This is a genomic window from Ruegeria sp. AF1, from assembly GCF_056542125.1.
Genome location: NZ_JBQFZG010000002.1, coordinates 311,961 through 331,721 on the forward strand (window position 1 = coordinate 311,961; position 19,761 = coordinate 331,721).

The 19,761-nt window shown below is 60.2% G+C and carries 16 protein-coding genes and 2 tRNA genes; 9 read left to right on the forward strand and 9 right to left on the reverse strand.

Going from position 1 to position 19,761, the window contains the following annotated elements; all coding sequences use genetic code 11:
- Window positions 1-133 precede the first annotated feature (133 nt).
- Entirely contained in the window at window positions 134-373 is a 240-nt protein-coding gene (locus tag ACR0BK_RS06105) for an Lrp/AsnC family transcriptional regulator (protein WP_480482339.1), read from the forward strand.
- Here ACR0BK_RS06105 and ACR0BK_RS06110 read toward each other — a convergent pair.
- The 3 genes from ACR0BK_RS06110 to ACR0BK_RS06120 form a co-directional block, all read right to left on the reverse strand.
- Entirely contained in the window at window positions 370-1,230 is an 861-nt protein-coding gene (locus ACR0BK_RS06110) for a GNAT family N-acetyltransferase (RefSeq protein ID WP_480554067.1), read from the reverse strand. The two genes, ACR0BK_RS06105 and ACR0BK_RS06110, sit on opposite strands and share 4 nt — an antisense overlap.
- An 81-nt stretch (window positions 1,231-1,311) precedes the next feature.
- Window positions 1,312-1,386: transfer RNA gene (locus ACR0BK_RS06115), tRNA-Gly, on the reverse strand.
- 33 nt (window positions 1,387-1,419) lie between these two features.
- Window positions 1,420-1,494, reverse strand: a tRNA-Gly gene (locus ACR0BK_RS06120).
- 150 nt (window positions 1,495-1,644) lie between these two features.
- Here ACR0BK_RS06120 and ACR0BK_RS06125 point away from each other — a divergent pair.
- Window positions 1,645-1,797: a hypothetical protein gene (locus ACR0BK_RS06125; RefSeq protein WP_480475907.1), complete on the forward strand. Its 153-nt coding sequence runs from the start codon at window positions 1,645-1,647 to the stop codon at window positions 1,795-1,797.
- 15 nt (window positions 1,798-1,812) lie between these two features.
- On the opposite strand, the gene ACR0BK_RS06130 is transcribed toward ACR0BK_RS06125, so the two are convergent.
- The 4 genes from ACR0BK_RS06130 to ACR0BK_RS06145 form a co-directional block, all read right to left on the reverse strand.
- Window positions 1,813-2,196 (reverse strand): MAPEG family protein, encoded by a 384-nt coding sequence (locus tag ACR0BK_RS06130; RefSeq protein ID WP_480475909.1) that lies wholly within the window; start codon window positions 2,194-2,196, stop codon window positions 1,813-1,815.
- A gap of 78 nt (window positions 2,197-2,274) precedes the next feature.
- On the reverse strand, window positions 2,275-5,712 hold the full coding sequence (locus ACR0BK_RS06135) for a pyruvate carboxylase (RefSeq protein ID WP_480516264.1): 3,438 nt from the start codon (window positions 5,710-5,712) through the stop codon (window positions 2,275-2,277).
- A 154-nt stretch (window positions 5,713-5,866) separates the two neighbouring features.
- Window positions 5,867-6,994 carry an alpha-hydroxy acid oxidase gene (locus tag ACR0BK_RS06140; RefSeq protein ID WP_480554068.1) on the reverse strand — a complete coding sequence of 376 codons (1,128 nt, stop codon included), beginning with the start codon at window positions 6,992-6,994 and terminating at the stop codon, window positions 5,867-5,869.
- A gap of 39 nt (window positions 6,995-7,033) precedes the next feature.
- A complete protein-coding gene (locus ACR0BK_RS06145) occupies window positions 7,034-8,809 on the reverse strand; it encodes a sensor domain-containing diguanylate cyclase (protein WP_480554069.1) in 1,776 nt (591 codons plus the stop codon).
- A gap of 180 nt (window positions 8,810-8,989) precedes the next feature.
- Between ACR0BK_RS06145 and ACR0BK_RS06150 the strand changes: the two genes are divergently transcribed.
- Window positions 8,990-11,386: an ATP-dependent helicase gene (locus tag ACR0BK_RS06150; protein WP_480554070.1), complete on the forward strand. Its 2,397-nt coding sequence runs from the start codon at window positions 8,990-8,992 to the stop codon at window positions 11,384-11,386.
- Between the two features lie 4 nt (window positions 11,387-11,390).
- On the opposite strand, the gene ACR0BK_RS06155 is transcribed toward ACR0BK_RS06150, so the two are convergent.
- Both ACR0BK_RS06155 and ACR0BK_RS06160 read right to left on the reverse strand, forming a co-directional pair.
- A complete protein-coding gene (locus ACR0BK_RS06155) occupies window positions 11,391-11,681 on the reverse strand; it encodes a DUF1330 domain-containing protein (RefSeq protein ID WP_480516272.1) in 291 nt (96 codons plus the stop codon).
- Window positions 11,682-12,051: 370 nt separating this feature from the next.
- Window positions 12,052-12,276 (reverse strand): DUF1127 domain-containing protein, encoded by a 225-nt coding sequence (locus tag ACR0BK_RS06160; RefSeq protein WP_480554071.1) that lies wholly within the window; start codon window positions 12,274-12,276, stop codon window positions 12,052-12,054.
- Window positions 12,277-13,200: 924 nt separating this feature from the next.
- Between ACR0BK_RS06160 and mraZ the strand changes: the two genes are divergently transcribed.
- Genes mraZ through ACR0BK_RS06190 form a run of 6 tightly spaced genes read left to right on the forward strand, consistent with a single transcriptional unit; the run spans window position 13,201 to window position 19,727 of the window.
- Window positions 13,201-13,668, forward strand: a complete 468-nt coding sequence (gene mraZ / locus ACR0BK_RS06165) for a division/cell wall cluster transcriptional repressor MraZ (protein WP_480475923.1) — start codon at window positions 13,201-13,203, stop codon at window positions 13,666-13,668.
- A 4-nt stretch (window positions 13,669-13,672) separates the two neighbouring features.
- Window positions 13,673-14,665: a 16S rRNA (cytosine(1402)-N(4))-methyltransferase RsmH gene (gene rsmH / locus ACR0BK_RS06170; protein ID WP_480476928.1), complete on the forward strand. Its 993-nt coding sequence runs from the start codon at window positions 13,673-13,675 to the stop codon at window positions 14,663-14,665.
- Window positions 14,662-15,030 carry a cell division protein FtsL gene (ftsL, locus tag ACR0BK_RS06175; protein WP_480554072.1) on the forward strand — a complete coding sequence of 123 codons (369 nt, stop codon included), beginning with the start codon at window positions 14,662-14,664 and terminating at the stop codon, window positions 15,028-15,030. Before rsmH ends, ftsL begins: the two co-directional genes overlap by 4 nt.
- On the forward strand, window positions 15,027-16,814 hold the full coding sequence (locus ACR0BK_RS06180) for a peptidoglycan D,D-transpeptidase FtsI family protein (protein ID WP_480554073.1): 1,788 nt from the start codon (window positions 15,027-15,029) through the stop codon (window positions 16,812-16,814). Before ftsL ends, ACR0BK_RS06180 begins: the two co-directional genes overlap by 4 nt.
- 22 nt (window positions 16,815-16,836) lie before the next feature.
- Window positions 16,837-18,336 carry a UDP-N-acetylmuramoyl-L-alanyl-D-glutamate--2,6-diaminopimelate ligase gene (locus ACR0BK_RS06185; RefSeq protein WP_480516284.1) on the forward strand — a complete coding sequence of 500 codons (1,500 nt, stop codon included), beginning with the start codon at window positions 16,837-16,839 and terminating at the stop codon, window positions 18,334-18,336.
- The gene (locus ACR0BK_RS06190; protein WP_480554074.1) at window positions 18,333-19,727 is read left to right on the forward strand and encodes a UDP-N-acetylmuramoyl-tripeptide--D-alanyl-D-alanine ligase; all 1,395 of its coding nucleotides are present in this window, start codon (window positions 18,333-18,335) and stop codon (window positions 19,725-19,727) included. The genes ACR0BK_RS06185 and ACR0BK_RS06190 overlap by 4 nt, the downstream gene beginning before the upstream one ends.
- Window positions 19,728-19,761 lie beyond the last annotated feature (34 nt).

The window sequence follows — 19,761 nt, forward strand, 5'->3', positions numbered from 1 at the left end:
GGCGCGCTTATAGACGGGGTGGGGCCGGTTGATCCAGACCATGCGTTGCAATCGCTGCAAACTGTTGCAAGGGATTGCACCCGGCCCGGCACCATGTCAGCTTGCAGACAACACGAACCAACAGGGCCACGCCATGTCCACCTGCGTATTCATCCAGATCCGCTGCAAACCCGGCACCACCTACAAGGTCGCCGAGGAAATCGCGCTGCGCGAAATACACTCAGAGCTTTATTCCACTAGTGGTGAGTTTGATCTGATGCTCAAGCTCTACATCCCCGAAACCGAGGATGTAGGCCATTTCATCAACGAACACCTGCTGGTGATTCCCAATATCGAACGCTCGCTGACGACGATGACGTTCAAGGCGTTTTAACCCAACTCAAACGTTGTCACGCCATAGATGCGGCTCAGGTCGATATCCGGCTGATCGCCGGAATACATCCGGGCCGTTTCGAACACTTTCGCAAGGCCCAGCCTGTCGGCCAGTGCAAAGGCGGCACTGTTGGGTTGTGGCATGTCGATGAACACCTCTTGCCCGCTTTGATCTTCGGGCAGAGCTTTTAATACGCTTGCAAGCAGTGCTTCGGCAATGTCGGCGCGGTCCGCAAACAGTGGCCCGACCTTGTATCCGGTCCGACAGGGGCGCAGCGTGGCATAGCCTTTGATCTGCCCGTCTTCGGTAAACACGCGGGACACATGGCCGCTTGCGCTCAGCCAACTATGCAGGAACGCATCGCGCCGGGCTGGGAAAAGCTGACGGTCATAGTCCCTTAACGCATCTGAAACGGTGCTCAGCACGTCAACACCAGCGGTCGGTGCCAGCGCGCCTAGGATATCTGCAACCCGCCCTGAAAAGCGGTAGTTGTTATAGGCAAAGGTGAACCCGGATTTCCGGTAGTTGTCCTGCTGCTCGACCACGCCATCCAGACCCATGTTGCGCCCGGCACAGTGGGCCAGCGCGTGCTGCGCAATCTCAAGCCCGTGGCCATGGTGTCTGTATTCTGGCTTGACGATGTAGAAACCCAAAAAGGCAAAATCATCGTCGTAGTTCACCGCCGAGACAGACGCGATCAATTCGCCATCCAGAAAACCTCCTAAGAACCCATCGGGATCAGTTGTACGAAAGCACTCGGCATCGTGACGACCCGGATTCCACCCCTCGCGCCCGGCCCAATCCACAGCCTCCTGCAACTCATCAGCGGACAAGGGGCGGATAACATAATCAGACATGCGAACATCCCGTGTTGCGAATTGCATTCAGAATGCCGCAACCGGGGCAGAAGAACCAGCATGTTTGGAAGGTTTGGTATCTGGAGCGGGCGAGGCGATTCGAACGCCCGACCCTAACCTTGGCAAGGTTATGCTCTACCCCTGAGCTACGCCCGCATCAGATACACATGTGGTCCGAAGACCTCTCAATGGAGCGGGCGAGGCGATTCGAACGCCCGACCCTAACCTTGGCAAGGTTATGCTCTACCCCTGAGCTACGCCCGCGCCGTTGAGTGAGGAGGGATGTATAAATTCCCACGCGGGGCTGCAAGCGGAAAAACACAAAAAGCGGGAAAAATCTTTTCGACGGAATCCGGCCCGTGATCCGTTCAACCCGTAATGCAAATCATTAAAACACAGGCAGGAGGTGCCGTCATGATATCCGTTGCAGACCTGAAGATCGTGACACTTGCCGCGATGATTCTGATCGGCGCTGCCATCCTGAAGCCGGACCTGCATGAACATGATCAGTTCACACCGGTTCTGCTGGGTGCACCGCAGATCGAAACAACCGTTCTGGCAGGGTAACACCCGCCAGACGGCCTAAAGCGCCAGAATCAGGTTTGCGAAAGCCGCCCCCAGAATGGCGAGGAACGTCAGGCTCATGCCGGCCTGCCGCAGGATGACGATCTGCGGCGTTCGCCCAAATCCGTACGCATGCAAAAGACGCCCCGCCAGCAACATCAGCCCCAGCAGATGGACCAATATTCCGGCCGCGCCCTGAAGCTCAACCATGGCAATCAGCAGCAGGGAAATCGGGGCGTATTCGGCGCAGTTCGAGTGTGTCCGTATCGCCTTGATCATCAGCTTGCTGCCACCATCCCCGACCGAGATCTTATCGCTGCGTCGTTGCAGGATCACTTTGACGCTGAGTGTGACGTAGAGAATTGCGACCAGGGCCGCATAGATCGGGGTGATTGCAAGCATAATGGGTCTCCGCTCAATCATAGAAAAAGGCCGTGCGGTCTCCCGCACGGCCTGATGAACATTAGATTGTTTTATGGCTTATTCCAGTTCGATCAGAAGGTCCTTTGCGTCAATCTGGCCGCCGGGCTGGATATGCACGGCTTTGACCGTCGCATCACGCTCGGCATGGATACCGGTTTCCATCTTCATTGCCTCGATGGTCAGCAGCATGTCGCCTTCCTTGACCTGCTGGCCTGCGGTGACGGTAACAGTGGCCACAACACCCGGCATCGGCGCACCGACATGATCGGGGTTGCCGACCTCGGCCTTGGGGCGCGCCTGTGTGGTTGATGTGACCATCCGGTTCGGCACCCGGATCACACGCGGCTGGCCGTTGAGTTCGAAGAAAACCTTGACCTCACCTTTTTCATCCGTCTCGCCGATGGCCTGACACCGGATTTCCAGCGTCTTGCCGGGGTCGATCTCGGCCGTGATCTCTTCGCCGGGCTCCATGCCGTAGAAGAAGGTGCGCGTGGGAAGGGTGCGGACCGGGCCGTAAATCCGGTGACGGCCCATGTAATCCAGAAACACCTTGGGATACATCAGGTACCCGTTCAGGTCCTCGTCATCGACCTCTTTGCCTTCCAACTGCTTGGACAACTCGGCGCGGGTGGCTTCAAGATCGACGGCAGGCACGTCCTTACCGGGGCGCTGGGTGTTGGGGGCCTCGTCCTTCAGCACCTTCTTGATGATGGTGTTCGGGAATCCTCCCGGAGGCTGACCCAGATTGCCGCGCATCATGTCGACGACCGAGTCGGGAAAGGCCACATCTGTCGCCGGATCCTCGACCTGTTCGCGGGTCAGGCCCTGACTGACCATCATCAGGGCCATGTCGCCAACAACTTTCGACGACGGCGTTACCTTTACGATATCGCCGAACATCTGGTTCACATCGGCGTACATCTGCGCGACCTCGTGCCAGCGCTCTTCCAGACCCAGACTGCGCGCCTGCGCCTTGAGGTTGGTGAACTGACCGCCCGGCATCTCGTGCAGATACACCTCGGACGCCGGGGCCTGCAGGCTCGATTCGAAGGCCGCATATTGACCGCGCACTGCCTCGAAGTAATCGCTGATCTCGCGGATGGCCTTGATGTCCAGCCCGGTGTCACGGTCGGTGTGGCGCAGGGCCTCGACCACGGTGCCCAGCGTCGCCTGGGAGGTGTTGCCGCTGAAGCTGTCCATTGCGCAATCCACCGCGTCCACACCCGCCTCAGAGGCGGCAAGGATGGTGGCGCTGGCGATGCCGGCCGTGTCATGGGTGTGGAAGTGGATCGGCAGTCCAACCTCTTCCTTCAGCGCCCGGATCAGAATCTTGGCCGAGGCTGGTTTCAACAGGCCCGCCATATCCTTCAGACCCAGAATATGCGCGCCTGCGTCGCGCAGTTCCTTGGCCATGCCGACATAGTATTTCAGGTTATATTTGGCGCGATCAGGATCCAGAATATCGCCGGTATAACAAACGGTGCCCTCGCAGATCTTGCCGTTGTCGATAACAGCATCCATCGCAATACGCATGTTCTCGACCCAGTTCAGCGAGTCGAAGACGCGGAAGACATCAATGTTTTTCGATGCCTGGCGCACGAATTCCTGCACCACGTTGTCGGGGTAATTGGTGTAACCAACCCCGTTCGCACCCCGCAGCAGCATCTGCGTCATCAGGTTCGGCATTGCCTCCCGCAGGTCGCGCAGTCGCTGCCATGGGCATTCCTGCAGGAACCGGTAGGCCACGTCGAAGGTCGCACCGCCCCAGCACTCGACCGAAAACAGCTGCGGCAGGTTCGCGGCATAGGTTGGCGCCACCTTGATCATGTCGATCGACCTCATCCGGGTCGCCAGCAGCGACTGGTGTCCGTCTCGCATGGTGGTGTCGGTGATCAGCAGCTGCCGCTGCGCCTTCATCCAGTCGGCCACAGCCTGCGGGCCTTTCTGCTCCAGCAGGTTGCGCGTGCCCATCCGCGGCTCAGCCTTCGGCGCGGGGGGCTTGGCGACTTTCAGGTCGGCACGAGGTTCGGGGCGGCCCTTGGTTTCGGGATGACCATTCACCGTGATATCGGCGATATAGGTCAGAACCTTGGTGCCCCGGTCGCGGCGGCGCTTGAAGGCAAACAGATCCGGCGTCGTGTCGATGAACTTAGTGGTGTATTCATTCGACAGGAAGGTCGGGTGCTTCAGCAGGTTGATGACGAAATCGATATTGGTGCTGACGCCGCGAATTCGGAACTCGCGCAGGGCGCGGTCCATCCGGCTGATCGCCTTCTCGGGTGTCGGCGCCCAGGCAGTGACCTTTGTCAGCAGCGAGTCGTAATACCGCGTAATCACCCCGCCCGCATAGGCCGTGCCGCCATCCAGACGAATGCCCATGCCCGTGGCCGAGCGGTAGGCGGTGATACGCCCGTAGTCGGGGATGAAGTTGTTCTGCGGGTCTTCTGTGGTGATCCGTGTCTGCAGCGCATGACCGTTCAGATGCACCTCTGCCTGACTGGTGGCACCGGTGGCTTCGGCCAGCGTTTTGCCTTCGGCGATCAGGATCTGCGCTTGAACGATATCGATGCCGGTGACCTCTTCGGTGACCGTGTGTTCGACCTGTACGCGCGGGTTTACCTCGATGAAGTAGAACTTGCCCGTCTCCATATCCATCAGAAACTCGACAGTGCCCGCGCATTCGTAATTCACATGGGCACAGATCTTGCGGCCCAGTTCGCAAATCTCGGCGCGCTGATCTTCGCTCAGGTACGGGGCAGGGGCGCGTTCGACGACCTTCTGGTTCCGGCGCTGGACCGAGCAGTCGCGTTCATAAAGGTGATAAATCTCACCATGCTTGTCGCCCAGGATCTGCACCTCGACATGGCGGGCACGGATGATCATCTTTTCCAGATAGCCTTCGCCATTGCCAAAGGCGGCCTCAGCCTCGCGGCGGCCTTCCAGAACCTTTTCTTCCAGCTCATCCTCCGACTGGATCGGGCGCATCCCGCGCCCGCCGCCGCCCCAGGACGCCTTGAGCATCAGCGGGTATCCGATCTCGGCGGCCTCCTTGCGGATCGCGTCCATGTCATCACCCAGAACTTCGGTGGCCGGAATGACAGGCACACCGGCCGCAATGGCCACGCGCCGCGCGCTGGCCTTGTCGCCCAATGCGCGCATGGTCTCGGCCCGGGGGCCGATGAAGGTGATGCCGTTCTTGACACAGGCATCCACGAAATCGGGGTTTTCAGACAGCAGGCCATAGCCCGGATGGATCGCATCCGCACCGCAATGCTTGGCCACGCGGATGATCTCGTCAATCGACAGATACGCCGCGACCGGACCCATGCCCTCGCCTATCTGATAGGCCTCATCCGCCTTGAACCTGTGCAGGCCCAGTTTGTCTTCTTCAGCGTAAACAGCGACGGTGCGTTTGCCCATCTCGTTTGCTGCGCGCATGACGCGGATGGCAATCTCGCCGCGATTGGCGATCAGGATCTTGTTGAAGTCTGTCATATCAGGTCCCGGTCTTTGGTGTTTGGGCGTCTTATTGGGCGGAGAATACGCACAGGTACATCCGTTCTTCTGGGTAGAACCGGCATGTTATCGCTCGCAAACGCCCTTTGGCCTCGGCACACTTATAGGGATGCCGCGTTGCAGCATCAATAATTTAGCGTTTCGTCTCAAACTGACATAGATCGGCCAGTCCCATCTGACCCATATTCGCGTGCAGATCCTGCCTCAGGATATCGATCACATGCGCAGGGCCTTTAGCGCCAAGTGCCGCAAGACCGTACAAAAAAGCACGCCCCAGCATGACAAAATCCGCGCCCAGCGACAGCGCACGGAGGATATCCAGCCCGCCTTCGACACCGCTGTCAAAAATCAGCGGCAGGCGGGTCGCGTTCCGGATCGCGGGAAGAACCTCGATGCTGGCCGGGGCTGCATCGAACTGTCTGCCCCCGTGATTCGACACCCACAGGGCGTCCACACCCACCCGATCCAGCCTGTCTGCATCCTCGGGGCGCAGGATGCCTTTCGCGACAAACGGCCCTTCCCAATGATCGCGCAGCCATTTGACGTAATCCAGATCCGGAGAGGTTCGCAGCAGGTATCCGACATGGGCCGTCGGCGGCAGATCACCAGGGTCATCGATATACTTGTCTAGCGTGCGCATGTGCGGAACACCGCTGCGCAGCATACCCAGGGCCCATACAGGCCTTTGCGCGATCTGTACCAGCAGGCGCGGTGTCAGTTTCGGCGGCTGCCGCAGGCCCGAGCGCGTCTGCCGCTCCCTGCGCGAGGCGACAGGGACGTCAGCGGTCAGAACCAGGGTTCGAAATCCGGCCCCGCGCGCCCGGTTCAGCATGTCCATGCGAATTTCTGGGTCCCTTGGCGGATACAGCTGGAACCACGCGTTCTCTCCCAGATAGGGGGCCAGGTCTTCGGGGCTCTGACTGGCCACCGTCGACAGCGAATAGGGAATGCCTGCTTTGGCGGCGGCCTGTGCCAGCAACCGCTCCGCATCAGGCCAGACCAGACCGGACATCCCGATCGGCGCAATACCGAAGGGCAAAGGACAGGTGCCGCCCAAGATTTTCACTGACGTATCGAATTCAAGGTCCCCATGCAGGATCGAGGGGCTCAGACGGACATCATCCAGCGCCTTTCGATTGCGATGCCGCGTCGTTTCAATCCCGGTGCCACTGTCGATATATTCCCACACGAAGTGCGGCAGCCGACGGCGTGCGCGGCGTTTCAGATCGGGTATGCCGGGATAGGTACTGTGCAGGCCCATAAGGATTGATCCGGCCTGCGGGGCGATTCGGCAAGGTTTTCAAGCGGCTTCCGGCGATGGGCGTTTACCCGTTGCAGGAACGCGCCTTGCCTGCTCCAGCGCCCCGGCGGCGACGTGAACCTGATTGCGCCCCTTGTCCTTGGCGACATACAGCGCATCATCCGCGGCACGCATCAAATCCTGCGGCATGGTGCCGTGGGCGGGGTAATGCGCGACCCCGACCGAGATTGTGATACGGGGCAGGGCCTTTTCACCATAGCGGACAATGACCGCCTCGACCGACTGGCGCAACTGCTCGGCACGGGTCATGGCATCTTCGGGGCTGTTGTCGGGCAGGATCAGCATGAATTCCTCGCCGCCGATGCGGCAGGCGATCTCGTCCCGGTCGCAACCCTGTTCCAGCGCCGCGCCGACGGCACGCAACACCATGTCTCCGGCGTCATGACCGTGCGTGTCGTTGAATTTCTTGAAGTGGTCCACGTCCACGGCAATCAGGCTCAGCGCTGCGCCGGTCTGCTGGCTGCGGCTGATGGCCTTGCGCAATGTCTCGGTCATGTGGCGGCGGTTGAACAGCCCGGTCAGCGGGTCGCGCACCGACTGGTCATGCAGTTGATCGCGCATACGGACATTGGCGATTGCCATGCTGATCTGTTCGGCGCACAGCTGCGCCAGCTTGCGGCTTTTATGGAAACAGGCTTCACGCCCCTCAGCTGCACGCAGATGCAACAGACCAACGGTTTCCCCGTGGGCCAGAATGGGAAAACAGAAATAGGGCCGTCCGTCATGCGGTTCGGCATGTTCGCAGACAAAATCGATCTCTGAGGCACCGAACTCATAAGTCCGGCCGCGCCTCAAACCCCAGCATCCTTCCGGATGGATATGAGATTTATGCGTTCCCCCGTTCCAGCTGGCACATCCGTCCAGCACATCGCGCGAGTTGGAATAGACGTACACGCTGCCCTCAGCCTCGGGCAGGATATGGGTCATAAAGCGGGCCACCATGTCGAAAAGCTCATCCAGTGAGCGGCTTGATTGCAACCACTCGTTCAACTCGCCCAGCAGGCGCACCTCGCGCGCCAGGCGAAGCTGCTCTCCCATCAGTTCGCGTTCTTTCACGGCCCGTTTGCGCAGATCACGCATCTGGCGGCGGTTGGTGCGGTGGACAATCAGGATGACAGTGGTCAGTGCCAGCAGCGCGACACCGCTAAGAAACACCAACGACCAACGCACACGGGTAATGAACAGGGTCCTGAGATCGGTGATGTCCGAATAGAACTCGATAGCGCCCAGGAATACGCCATCCACGGTGATCGGCGTATAGACTTCGGCCACATGGCGGCTGCCCGGGCCGGTTCGCTTAGCGGGGTCGTTGTCAAATGAATCAACCTCTGTCGCGGGCTTTTCTTCGTGGTTGTAGTAGACCCTTCCGGCGGCGACGACCGACTGGAAGTAAGGTTTTGTATTCACGGCCCCAATATCGTTTGCACGGGTCGACCAGAACACCTGACCGGATGCGTCAAACAGCTTGAACCGATAAATATCCGAGGTTTCGGGCAACAGCATCAGGAATTCCGCGTCATGCTCGTTTAACTCATGGAACCGAAACGTTGCATCCAGATTGTTCAGATGGCTTTCGACCTGACGGCTTAACCGCATGGCGTCTTTTCGCAGGTCCGATTCCAACATGCGGTCTACAACCGGGGCAGGGGCAGCATAGATGCCCCATCCCGCTGCCGCTGTCAGCGCGATCAGAATCAAGGTCACACCCACAAGTTTCAGCCGTGACGACCCGCCCGCCAGTTCCGTCGCTTCCATCTGTTCCACTCCCGCAGCAATGGAACCAGCATCCGGGCCAGGACTTGACAGAGGGTTAACAGCCCCACAGGGCAGCGGCATCTTTGTTTAGAATTGAATGCAAAAAGACGTGAAAAATCCTTGCGAACAAGCCGTGAACAAACTCTTTCCCTCGGCGATCATCCGGCGTAGTTTGGGGGCATGAGCAGTTTTGACGAAATGGACGCCTTCGAAGGCGCATCCCTGTCGGCGCGGGCTATGGCCGTGCGCCCTTCGCCCTATCTGGATGATCTGAACCCGGCGCAACGTGACGCGGTCGAACGTCTGGACGGCCCGGTTCTGATGCTGGCCGGGGCGGGGACGGGCAAGACCAAGGCGCTGACGGCCCGGATTGCGCATCTGCTCAACACAGCGCGCGCGCGCCCGAACGAGATTCTGTCGGTGACCTTCACCAACAAGGCCGCGCGCGAGATGAAAGAACGAGTAGGCCGCCTGCTTGGCCAGCCCGCCGAGGGGATGCCATGGCTGGGCACCTTCCATTCCATTTGCGTCAAACTGCTGCGCCGCCATGCGGAACTGGTCGATCTGAAATCGAACTTCACCATTCTGGACAGCGACGACCAGCTGCGCCTGCTCAAGCAATTGGTTCGGGCCGCCAATATCGATGACAAACGCTGGCCGGCGCGGATGCTGGCGGGGATCATCGACGACTGGAAAAACCGTGCGCTGACGCCCGACAAGGTGCCTGTGGCGGATGCCGGGGCCTATAACAACAAGGGCATTGAGCTCTATGCCCAATACCAGACCCGCCTGCGCGAGTTGAATGCGGTGGATTTCGGCGACCTGCTGTTGCACATGGTCACGATTTTTCAGACCCATCCGGATGTTCTGGAACAATACCAGCGCTGGTTCCGCTACATCCTTGTGGATGAGTATCAGGATACCAACGTTGCCCAGTACCTGTGGTTGCGGCTGCTGGCCGGGGGTCACAAGAACATCTGCTGCGTGGGCGATGACGACCAGTCGATCTATGGCTGGCGCGGGGCCGAGGTCGGCAACATCCTGCGGTTCGAAAAGGACTTTCCCGGTGCCTACGTGGTGCGGCTGGAACAAAACTACCGCTCGACCCCACATATTCTGGCGGCGGCTTCCAACGTCATTCGGGGCAACGAAAGCCGTTTGGGTAAAGAGCTTTGGACCGATGCCAAAGACGGCCACAAGGTCAACCTGATCGGCCATTGGGATGGCGAGGAAGAGGCCCGCTGGATCGGTGAGGAAATCGACGCGATGCAGGGCGGGACGCGCGGTATCCGTCCGATGAACCTTGATGAGATGGCGATTCTCGTCCGTGCCTCGCACCAGATGCGCGCCTTCGAGGACCGGTTCCTGACCATCGGTCTGCCCTATAAGGTGATCGGCGGCCCGCGTTTCTACGAGCGGATGGAGATCCGCGATGCCATGGCCTATTTCCGGCTGGTGACCAGCCCCGAGGATGATCTGGCGTTCGAGCGGATCGTGAATACGCCTAAACGCGGATTGGGCGACAAGGCGCAGCAGGCCATTCAGATTGTGGCGCGCGAGAACGGCGTGTCTCTGGTCGAAGGTGCCCGGATCGCAGTCGACAATGGGCTGATCAAGGGCAAGGGCGGCAAAGCGCTGCGCGAATTGATCGACGGGTTGGCCCGGTGGAATGCGATGACACGCGGTCCCCGGATTGAGGTCGATGATGACACTGTTATCGATGATGGGGTTTCGCCGATCCGATATGGCGCGCCCGAGCATACCCATATCGAACTGGCCCAGATCATTCTCGACGAATCTGGCTATACGGCCCATTGGCAGAACGACAAGACCCCCGAAGCGCCGGGGCGTCTGGAAAACCTCAAGGAACTGGTCAACCAACTGGACAATTTCGAAAACCTGCAAGGGTTTCTGGAACATGTCAGCCTGGTCATGGACAATGAGCAGGATGGTGACGGCGCTAAAGTCTCGATCATGACCCTGCACGCGGCCAAGGGGCTGGAGTTTCCCGTCGTTTTCCTGCCGGGGTGGGAAGACGGGCTGTTCCCCTCGCAGCGGTCGATGGACGAAACCGGCCTCAAAGGACTCGAGGAAGAACGCCGTCTGGCCTATGTCGGCATCACCCGCGCCGAAGAGGTTTGTACGATTTCCTTCGCCGCAAACCGGCGGGTATTCGGGCAATGGCAGAACTCGATGCCGTCACGGTTCATTGACGAGTTGCCCGAGGACCATGTCGAGGTGCTGACACCTCCGGGCCTTTATGGTGGCGGTCATCAGACGGCGGGCATAGAAACCCGCGCGGCCGAAGCCAACGTCTATAACTCGCCGGGCTGGAGACGGCTGCAGGCGCGGCAGGGCCAATATGGCATGTCGCAACCCCGCGAAAGCCGCAACACGGTGATCGACGCCACCGCACTGGCCAGTTTCACGCTGGGCGAGCGGGTGTTTCACCAGAAATTCGGTTATGGCGCGGTGATCGGGATCGAAGGTGACAAGGTCGAGGTCGATTTCGACAAGGCGGGCATCAAGAAAGTGGTCTCGCGTTTTCTGACCAACAAGGATGACGTCCCGTTCTGAGGCGTCATATCCCGTCGACCAGAACCAGATTGGTGGTTGCGGTGGCCTTTCGGATCTTCGCCAGTTCGATGTAATCCGGGTCGTCCTTCCAGGCGTTCGCCGCTGCAAGATCCGGAAACTCCATCAACACAATCCCGCCTTCTGGCCAATCGCCTTCGATCCGTTCGACCGGTTTGGATGAGACCGTCAGCAGGCGACCGCCGTGGCGGTCGAAGATCGGCATGAAACCTGCCAGATAGCCCTGGTACCCGTCGGGGTCGTGAATGTTGATCTGCGCAATGAAATAGGCGGCCATGGCGTCCTCCGCATCAGAAGTCAGGATGCAATCCTACACCAGTGTCTGAAAAACAAAAAACGGCGGTTCCCAGGGAGGAGGAGAGGGAACCGCCGTCTTGTCAACATCAGAGCAGGGAGGAGGAGAGCCCTGATGTATGCGAACCCGGGTTTGAACCCGGTATGAGGAAGACGCGGCGATGTCAGGGAGGAGGAAGACATCGCCGCGCGCTTTCAACATCAGAGCAGGGAGGAGGAAGCCCCGATGTATCCGTGTCCGGCAGGTTGAGGCCGGTATAAGGTGCGGCAACGTCAGGGAGGAGGAAGACGCTGCCGCTGATTACAGACCCTAAGGGAGGAGGAAGGGCCTGATCTCAGTATGCGTGTTGCGCTTATCGCGCGGATTGTTCGCTCGCTGCCTGCATGGCAACGCGGCGGATCATCGAGCGGTGCAGGCCAAGATCGGCCAGCTCGCGGTTCGACAGAGCGGACAGTTCATTGACGGTCTGGCGGTACAGGCGATAGCGTACGAACCGGGTCTTTGCGTTTTCCAAAACTGCGGCAAAACCAAACGCCGGTGCGTTCTTTACTGCTGTATGCGTGCTTGCGACTGCCATGCTCTTCATCCGTATCTTTTTGTCTTGCCGGTATCGTCCGGCCCTTGCTTGAGACTGAAGATAGGCAAATGCTGCAATTGCACAATAGGTCACGACATCAATGCTGCTATGCAGCAAATGCATAGATTGGCTCAGTTTTTTCTTCCTGCCGCGATGCGCCTTGAAAATATGGGGTCGACCCTAGGTCAGCTTTTGCGACGACATCTGGCTCTTCACGGCGGCCTGCCTTTGAATTGAGCGCGCTCGGCGGGAAAATGGGCAAAACATATCCGTTCTGATGTTGACAAGGCATGGGTAAATCGCTCGTGGGAAATCATGGGGCGATGTGGTCGCGTGGGGGAGATTGCCGGAAAGCGATCCGAAATTCTGAACGATTCGAAGGGCTGATTGTGCATTTGGGGCTAATATTTCCAGTCCAAAAGAAAAGCAGGCAAATTTCTTGGGAAATCGCGGGAAAAAATTCGGCCGCAGAATTTTCTATATATAGGGGTGGCTTTTTCATCATCCGCTAAAACTGGTGTCATAGGACTCGAATCCTTCAATGATATTCCGCTCTGGCCGTGTTCCTCATGACACGCTGCGCAAATTTCCTATTGATTTCCATGAATTCCCATGTCATCCCTAATGCATCCGATGAGGACGAGGCAGCAGGGGCACCAAACGACCCCGACCAAAAATATTCAGGTTTCATACAGGCATCTCGCTTTCATCAACCAAGAGATCCGGCGCGCGGGCGAGCAGACATCCCCCCAGGTGGCGCGCGCAGCTGGACATCCCGCTTAGCGGGTCAATGCGGCGGGTTGATCAGTGGCAGCAGATCAACCCGCCGTTTTTCATCCGGGGGGGCCGTGAATTCAAGGTGGGGCGCAAGCGAAAGGGACAGTCGTCTTGGCGCGCAGGTTTAGAGGTGAGAGCCACCACAAGGTGGATACGAAGGGCAGGGTGTCGATCCCGGCCTCGTTTCGCCGTGTGCTTGAATCGTCCGATCCCAACTGGCAGCCCGGTGACAACCCTGAACTGGTGATTGTCTATGGCGACCACCGCCGCAAGTTCCTTGAATGTTATACCATGCAGGCGATTGACGAGGTTGATGCCAAGATCGATGCCTTGCCGCGTGGCTCGATGCAGCGGCGGATGTTGCAGCGCATGTTCCACGGTCAGTCCTTCCCGACCAACGTGGACGAAACCGGGCGTCTTGTGCTGCCCGCCAAGCTGCGCAGCAAGATCGGTCTGGAAGGAGAGGCGTTCTTTATTGCCGCAGGTGACACCTTTCAGATCTGGAAACCCGAGACCTACGAGGTCGAGGAACTGGCCAAGACCGAAGAATGGATGGATGATCTGCCTGACGATTTTGATCCGATGCAGTTCCTAGATGGCACCGGGGATGCGTAACGGCATGGCCGGCGCTGCGTCCTCATCAGAAAAACCACATATTCCCGTTCTGCTGCGCCCCTTGCTGGCTGCGGTTGCGCCGGTCACTGGCATCTGGCTGGACGGCACGTTTGGCGCGGGCGGCTACACGCGCGGGCTGTTGGAGGCCGGGGCGGACAAGGTTATCGGTGTAGACCGAGACCCGCTGGCCTTTGAAATGGCGGCAGATTGGGCGCAGGATTACGGCGACCGGCTGGTGATGCAGCCCGGCGTATTTTCGCGCATGGACGAATACGCGCAGGACCTGGACGGCGTTGTACTGGATCTTGGCGTGTCCTCGATGCAGCTGGATCAGGCCGAGCGCGGGTTTTCCTTCATGAAGGACGGTCCGCTGGATATGCGGATGAGCCAGCAAGGCGAAAGCGCCGCCGATCTGGTAAACACCGCGACCGAGGCGCAACTGGCCGATATCCTGTTCCACTATGGCGAAGAACGCGCCAGCCGCCGGATTGCCAAGGCGATTGTCAGGGCACGAACCGAGGCGCCGATCACAACAACCCTGCGACTGGCCGAGATTGTCGAATCCTGCCTGCCGCGTCCGAAACCGGGGCAATCGCATCCCGCAACGCGCAGTTTTCAGGGCCTGCGGATCGCGGTGAATGCCGAATATGAAGAGCTGTTTCAGGGCCTTATGGCTGCCGAACGTGCGCTGAAACCTGGTGGGCAGCTGGCCGTTGTCACCTTCCATTCCATCGAGGACCGGATGGTCAAACGGTTCTTTCAGTCGCGCGCGGGCAAGACAGGGCGTGCGAACCGCTATGCGCCCGAGATGGAACAGGACCAGCCGCAATTTACGCTGAAGACCCGCAAGGCGGTGGGGCCCGACGAACAGGAATTGCAGGAAAACCCGCGCGCGCGCTCGGCCAAGCTGCGTGTTGCGATCCGTACCGATGCTCCGGCGGGGGAAATTGAGGCCCGCGCCATTGGAACGCCTCAACTTGGGGGAAGGGCAAGATGAAGAGTGTTTTGTATGTGTTGACTGCCCTGTCCGTGTTCGGATTGGCGCTTTGGGCCTATCAGGAGAATTATCGCACCCAACAGGTGGTGAAGGAAACGCAATCCCTGCAACGCGAGATCGGCATGGCGCAGGTGCGGCTGGCGGTCCTGAACGCCGAATGGGCCTATTTGAACCGCCCGGACCGGCTGCGAGAACTGGCAGACCTGAATTTTGAACGTCTTGGTCTGCTGCCTCTGCGGGCCGAACAGTTCGGGCGCGCCGACCAGATTGCCTTTGCCGAGGATCCTGACCTGCCCATCGTTGACCCGATTGAATTGCAGGCCATCACCGACATTCAGGCCTTGGCCGAGGTGCAGATCCCATGACGCGCACGCCCCTTCGCCCACTGGCCCGTATCCTTGACGCCCGCGCCCGGGGCGAAAACCCAAAGGCGATCGAGCGTGAAAACATCCGCAAGCGCCACGAAGACATGAAAGACCGCGCCCGCGCCCGCGCCGAAGGGCGTCTGCTGGTGCTGGGGTTGTTCTTCTTTTGCGCTTTCACGGTGGTTGGCGTCCGCATGGGTATGTTGGCAACGTCCGAGGCGCAGGAGCCGCTGGCCAATGCGCCGGGGGCTGCGATTGCCATGCAGCGCGCCAATATCGTCGACCGCGAAGGGCGCATTCTGGCAACCAATCTGGACACTTATTCCGTCTACGCGCAGCCACCGCTGATGATCGACCCGATTGCGGCAGCAGATCAGCTGGTCGCGATCTTCCCCGATCTGGATAAAGAGCGTCTGGTCAAGGACTTCACCGGCAACCGCAAGTTCCTGTGGATCAAGAAACGCATCTCGCCCGAACAGAAACAGGCCGTGCACGACATCGGTGATCCCGGCATCCTGTTTGGCCCGCGCGAAATGCGCCTCTATCCCAATGGCAAGCTGGCCGCGCACATCCTTGGCGGCTCCGGCTTTGGCCGCGAGGGCGTCAGCGCCGCCGAGGTGATCGGTGTGGCCGGGGTGGAAAAGCAGTTTGACGACTATCTGCGCGATCCCGCCAACGGCAACAAGCCGCTGCAACTGTCGCTGGACCTGACCATTCAGGCCGCGGTCGAACAAGTGCTCTATGGCGGTATGAAGATCATGAATGCCAAGGGCGCGTCGGCGGTTCTGATGAATGCGCATACGGGCGAGGTTGTATCCGCCGCCTCGCTGCCCTCATTCGATCCCAATGATCGTCCGCGCCCGCCGACCTCGGGGTTTGATCCCTCAGACAGCCCGCTGTTCAACCGCTATGTGCAAGGCGTGTACGAACTGGGGTCGGTCTTCAAGATTTTCACCGCCGCGCAGGCGGTCGAGCTTGGGCTGGTAAACTCGAACACCATCATCGATACATCCGGCCCGATGAAGATCGGGCGCTTCCCGATTGGTGAATTTAACGGCAAGAATTACGGCAAGATCAGCGTGGCGGATGTGATCGTCCACAGCTCGAACCGTGGCACCGGGCGTCTGGCGTTGCAGATCGGTGCGCAGCGGCAGCAGGACTTTCTTAATGCGCTCGGCATGTTCGAACCGACTCCGTTCGAGATTGTCGAAGCCAAGGGTGGTGTGCCGCTGATGCCGAAGAAATGGGGCGAGCTGAGCACCGTGACCATCTCCTACGGCCATGGCCTGTCAACCAGCCCGATGCATCTGGCGGCGGGATATGCGGCGATTGCCAATGGCGGGCACTATGTCAGCCCGACCATCCTGCGCCAGAACGGTCCGCAATACGGCCCCCGCGTGATGTCGCAGGGAACCGCGCGTCAGGCGCAGAAAATGCTGCGCAAGGTGGTGACGGATGGCACTGCCAGCTTTGGCGAAGTGCAAGGGTATGACGTGGCTGGCAAGACCGGCACGGCAGACAAGCCCAAGCCACGCGGCGGGTATTACGAAGACAAGGTCATCGCCACTTTCGCAACGATCTTCCCGGCCTACGATCCGAAATATGTTCTGATCGTCACGCTGGATGAACCCTCGATCGTGGCTTACGGTGAAAAACGCCGAACTGCAGGCTGGACAGCAGTGCCTGTAGCTGCCGAACTTATCGGTCGCGTGGCACCTCTGCTGGGCTTGCGTCCCCGGCTTGAGCCTGAGGCGGGCGCTGCTATAACGCTGACCTCAAACTAGGCTGTCCGGCAAGAGGTGGGTCATGGGCACAAGGTCAAAGAAACTCAGCCAACTGGCCCTGACCGCGCGAGGCGGGGTAAACCCCGAGATCACCGGGCTGGCCGTTGACAGCCGCGAGGTGAAAGACGGTTTCCTGTTTGCAGCCCTTCCCGGCACGCGGGTTCATGGTGGTTCGTTCATCCAATACGCCCTGCGCATGGGGGCCGCCGCCATCCTGACCGATGCCGAAGGGGCGAGAATCGCAGCAGCTGAACTTGCGGCGTCGGATGCGGCGCTGGTGGTTGTCGAAGACCCGCGTCAGGCGCTGGCCGGGGCCGCCGCCCTGTGGTTCGGCGCGATGCCGCAGACCATTGTCGCGGTCACCGGAACAAACGGAAAAACCTCGGTTGCCACCTTTGTGCGCCAGATCTGGACCGAACTGGGCCATGCCGCCGTCAACCTTGGGACAACCGGTGTCGAAGGGGCATGGACAGCACCGCTGGCCCATACTACGCCCGAGCCGATCACCCTGCATCGCTGTCTGGCGGAAGCCGCCGAAAACGGCGTGACCCATGCCGCGATGGAGGCCTCGTCCCACGGCCTCGAACAGCGCCGCCTGGATGGCGTGCACCTGACCGCTGCCGGGTTTTCGAACTTCACGCAGGACCATCTGGATTACCACGAGACTTTTGAAGCGTATTTCGCAGCAAAGGCCGGGTTGTTCGACCGGGTTCTGCCACAGGATGGCACCGCGGTTATCAATCTGAGCGATCCCAAGGGGTCTCGGGTCCGCCGGATCGCCGAGGCGCGCGGTCAATCGGTGCTGACCGTCGGGTTGGGCGACGCCGATCTGTGCCTGATCAACCAGCGGTTCGATGCCACCGGGCAGGACCTGCGATTTGCGTGGCAGGGCCGAACCTTCCAGACCCGCCTGAACCTGATCGGAGGGTTCCAGGCCGAAAACATCCTGCTGGCTTGCGGTCTGGTGATTGCTGCGGGCGACAGCCCCGAACGGGTTTTTGAAACACTGCCGCATCTGACCACCGTGCGCGGGCGTATGCAGCTGGCCGCAACCCGCGACAACGGCGCGACAGTTTTTGTGGATTACGCGCACACCCCCGACGCCGTGGCCACCGCCCTCAAGGCGCTGCGTCCGCATGTGATGGGCCGCCTGATTGCCATTGTCGGCGCGGGCGGCGACCGCGATGCCACGAAACGCCCGCTGATGGGCAGGGCGGCCTCGAACTATGCGGATATGGTTTTCGTCACCGATGACAACCCGCGCAGCGAAGACCCCGCCGCCATCCGCGCCGCCGTCATGGCAGGTGCACTCGAGGCAGCGGGCGACGTCAGCGTGACCGAGGTCGGCGACCGCGCCGAAGCCATTCTGCGCGGCATCGATGCCCTGCAACCCGGCGACGCACTGCTGATTGCGGGCAAGGGCCACGAAACCGGGCAGGTCGTCGGCGATCAGGTGCTGCCCTTTGATGATGTGGAACAGGCCAGCATTTCCGTCGCCGCGCTGGACGGGAGGGTCGCATGACGCTCTGGACAGCATCCGAGGCCGCTCAGGCAACGGGCGGGCGGGTCACGACCGATTGGACCGCTGATGGTGTCTCCATCGACACGCGAACCCTTCAACCCGGTGATCTGTTTGTTGCGCTGAAAGCGGCGCGGGACGGGCATGAATTCGTGGCCCAAGCGCTTGAGAAAGGCGCGGGCGCGGCTTTGGTCTCGCATATTCCCGATAACGTATCGCCAGACGCACCACTGCTGATCGTCGAAGATGTGCAGGTAGCGCTCGAGGCTTTGGGGCAGGCGGCACGCGCCAGAACGAATGCGCGTGTGGTGGGGGTGACCGGCAGTGTCGGCAAGACATCGACCAAGGAAATGCTGGCCGTGATCCTCGAAACACAAGGCAAAACCCATGCCAGCGTGGCCAGTTACAACAACCACTGGGGCGTTCCGCTGACCCTTGCACGGATGCCGCGTGGCACTGAATTCGCAGTGATCGAGATCGGCATGAACCATCCGGGCGAGATTGCCCCGCTGGCCCGGCAGGCCCGCCCGCATGTGGCGCTGGTTACAACCGTGGCGGCGGTGCATCTGGAAGCCTTCGAGTCCGTCGCTGGTATCGCCCATGAAAAAGCAGCGATCTTTGAAGGGCTCGAACCCGGTGGCGCGGCAATCGTCAATGCAGATATCGACCACGCAGATATCCTGCGCCAAACGGCGCTTGGGCAGGGGGCCGGAATCGTGGATTTCGGCCAAGGCGCAACGGATTACCGGCTGACCGACGTTCAGCAGGCGGCGAACACCGTGAAAGCCGAGGCAGCCGTTGGTGAACAGGTAATCCGATTTGAGGTGAACTCTGCCGGTACGCATTTCGCCATGAACGCGCTGGGGGCCTTGGCAGCCTGCGTTGAATTGGGAGTTGATCTCGATGACGCCGTCGCAGGTCTGCGCGCATGGTCCCCGGTCAAGGGGCGCGGCGTACGGGAAAGCATTCCTCTGCCCGGCGGCGGGCAGATCGAACTGCTGGATGACAGCTATAACGCCAACCCGACCTCGATGGAGGCCGCGCTGGATGTACTCGCTGCCTCACAAGGCAAACGCCGCATCGCCATTCTGGGCGACATGAAAGAGCTGGGCACACAGGAAGTGGCGATGCACGCCGCCATGGCCGATGCCGAAGCGATGGCACATGTCGATCAGGTGCATTGTATCGGCCCGTTGATGCGGGCACTGCACCACGCGCTGCCCCCTGCCAAACGCGGTCTCTGGTCCGAAACCAGCGCCGAGATGGCCGGACGGTTGCCGTCGCTGGTCAGGGACGGCGATACTGTTCTGGCCAAGGGCTCTCTCAGCATGGGATTGGCCTCGATTGTTGACGGTCTGCGCAAAATGGGGCAAGGGGGCGCGCTTGATGGGTGATCACGCCCATGCGCCTCGTGTGAGAAAGGTATTG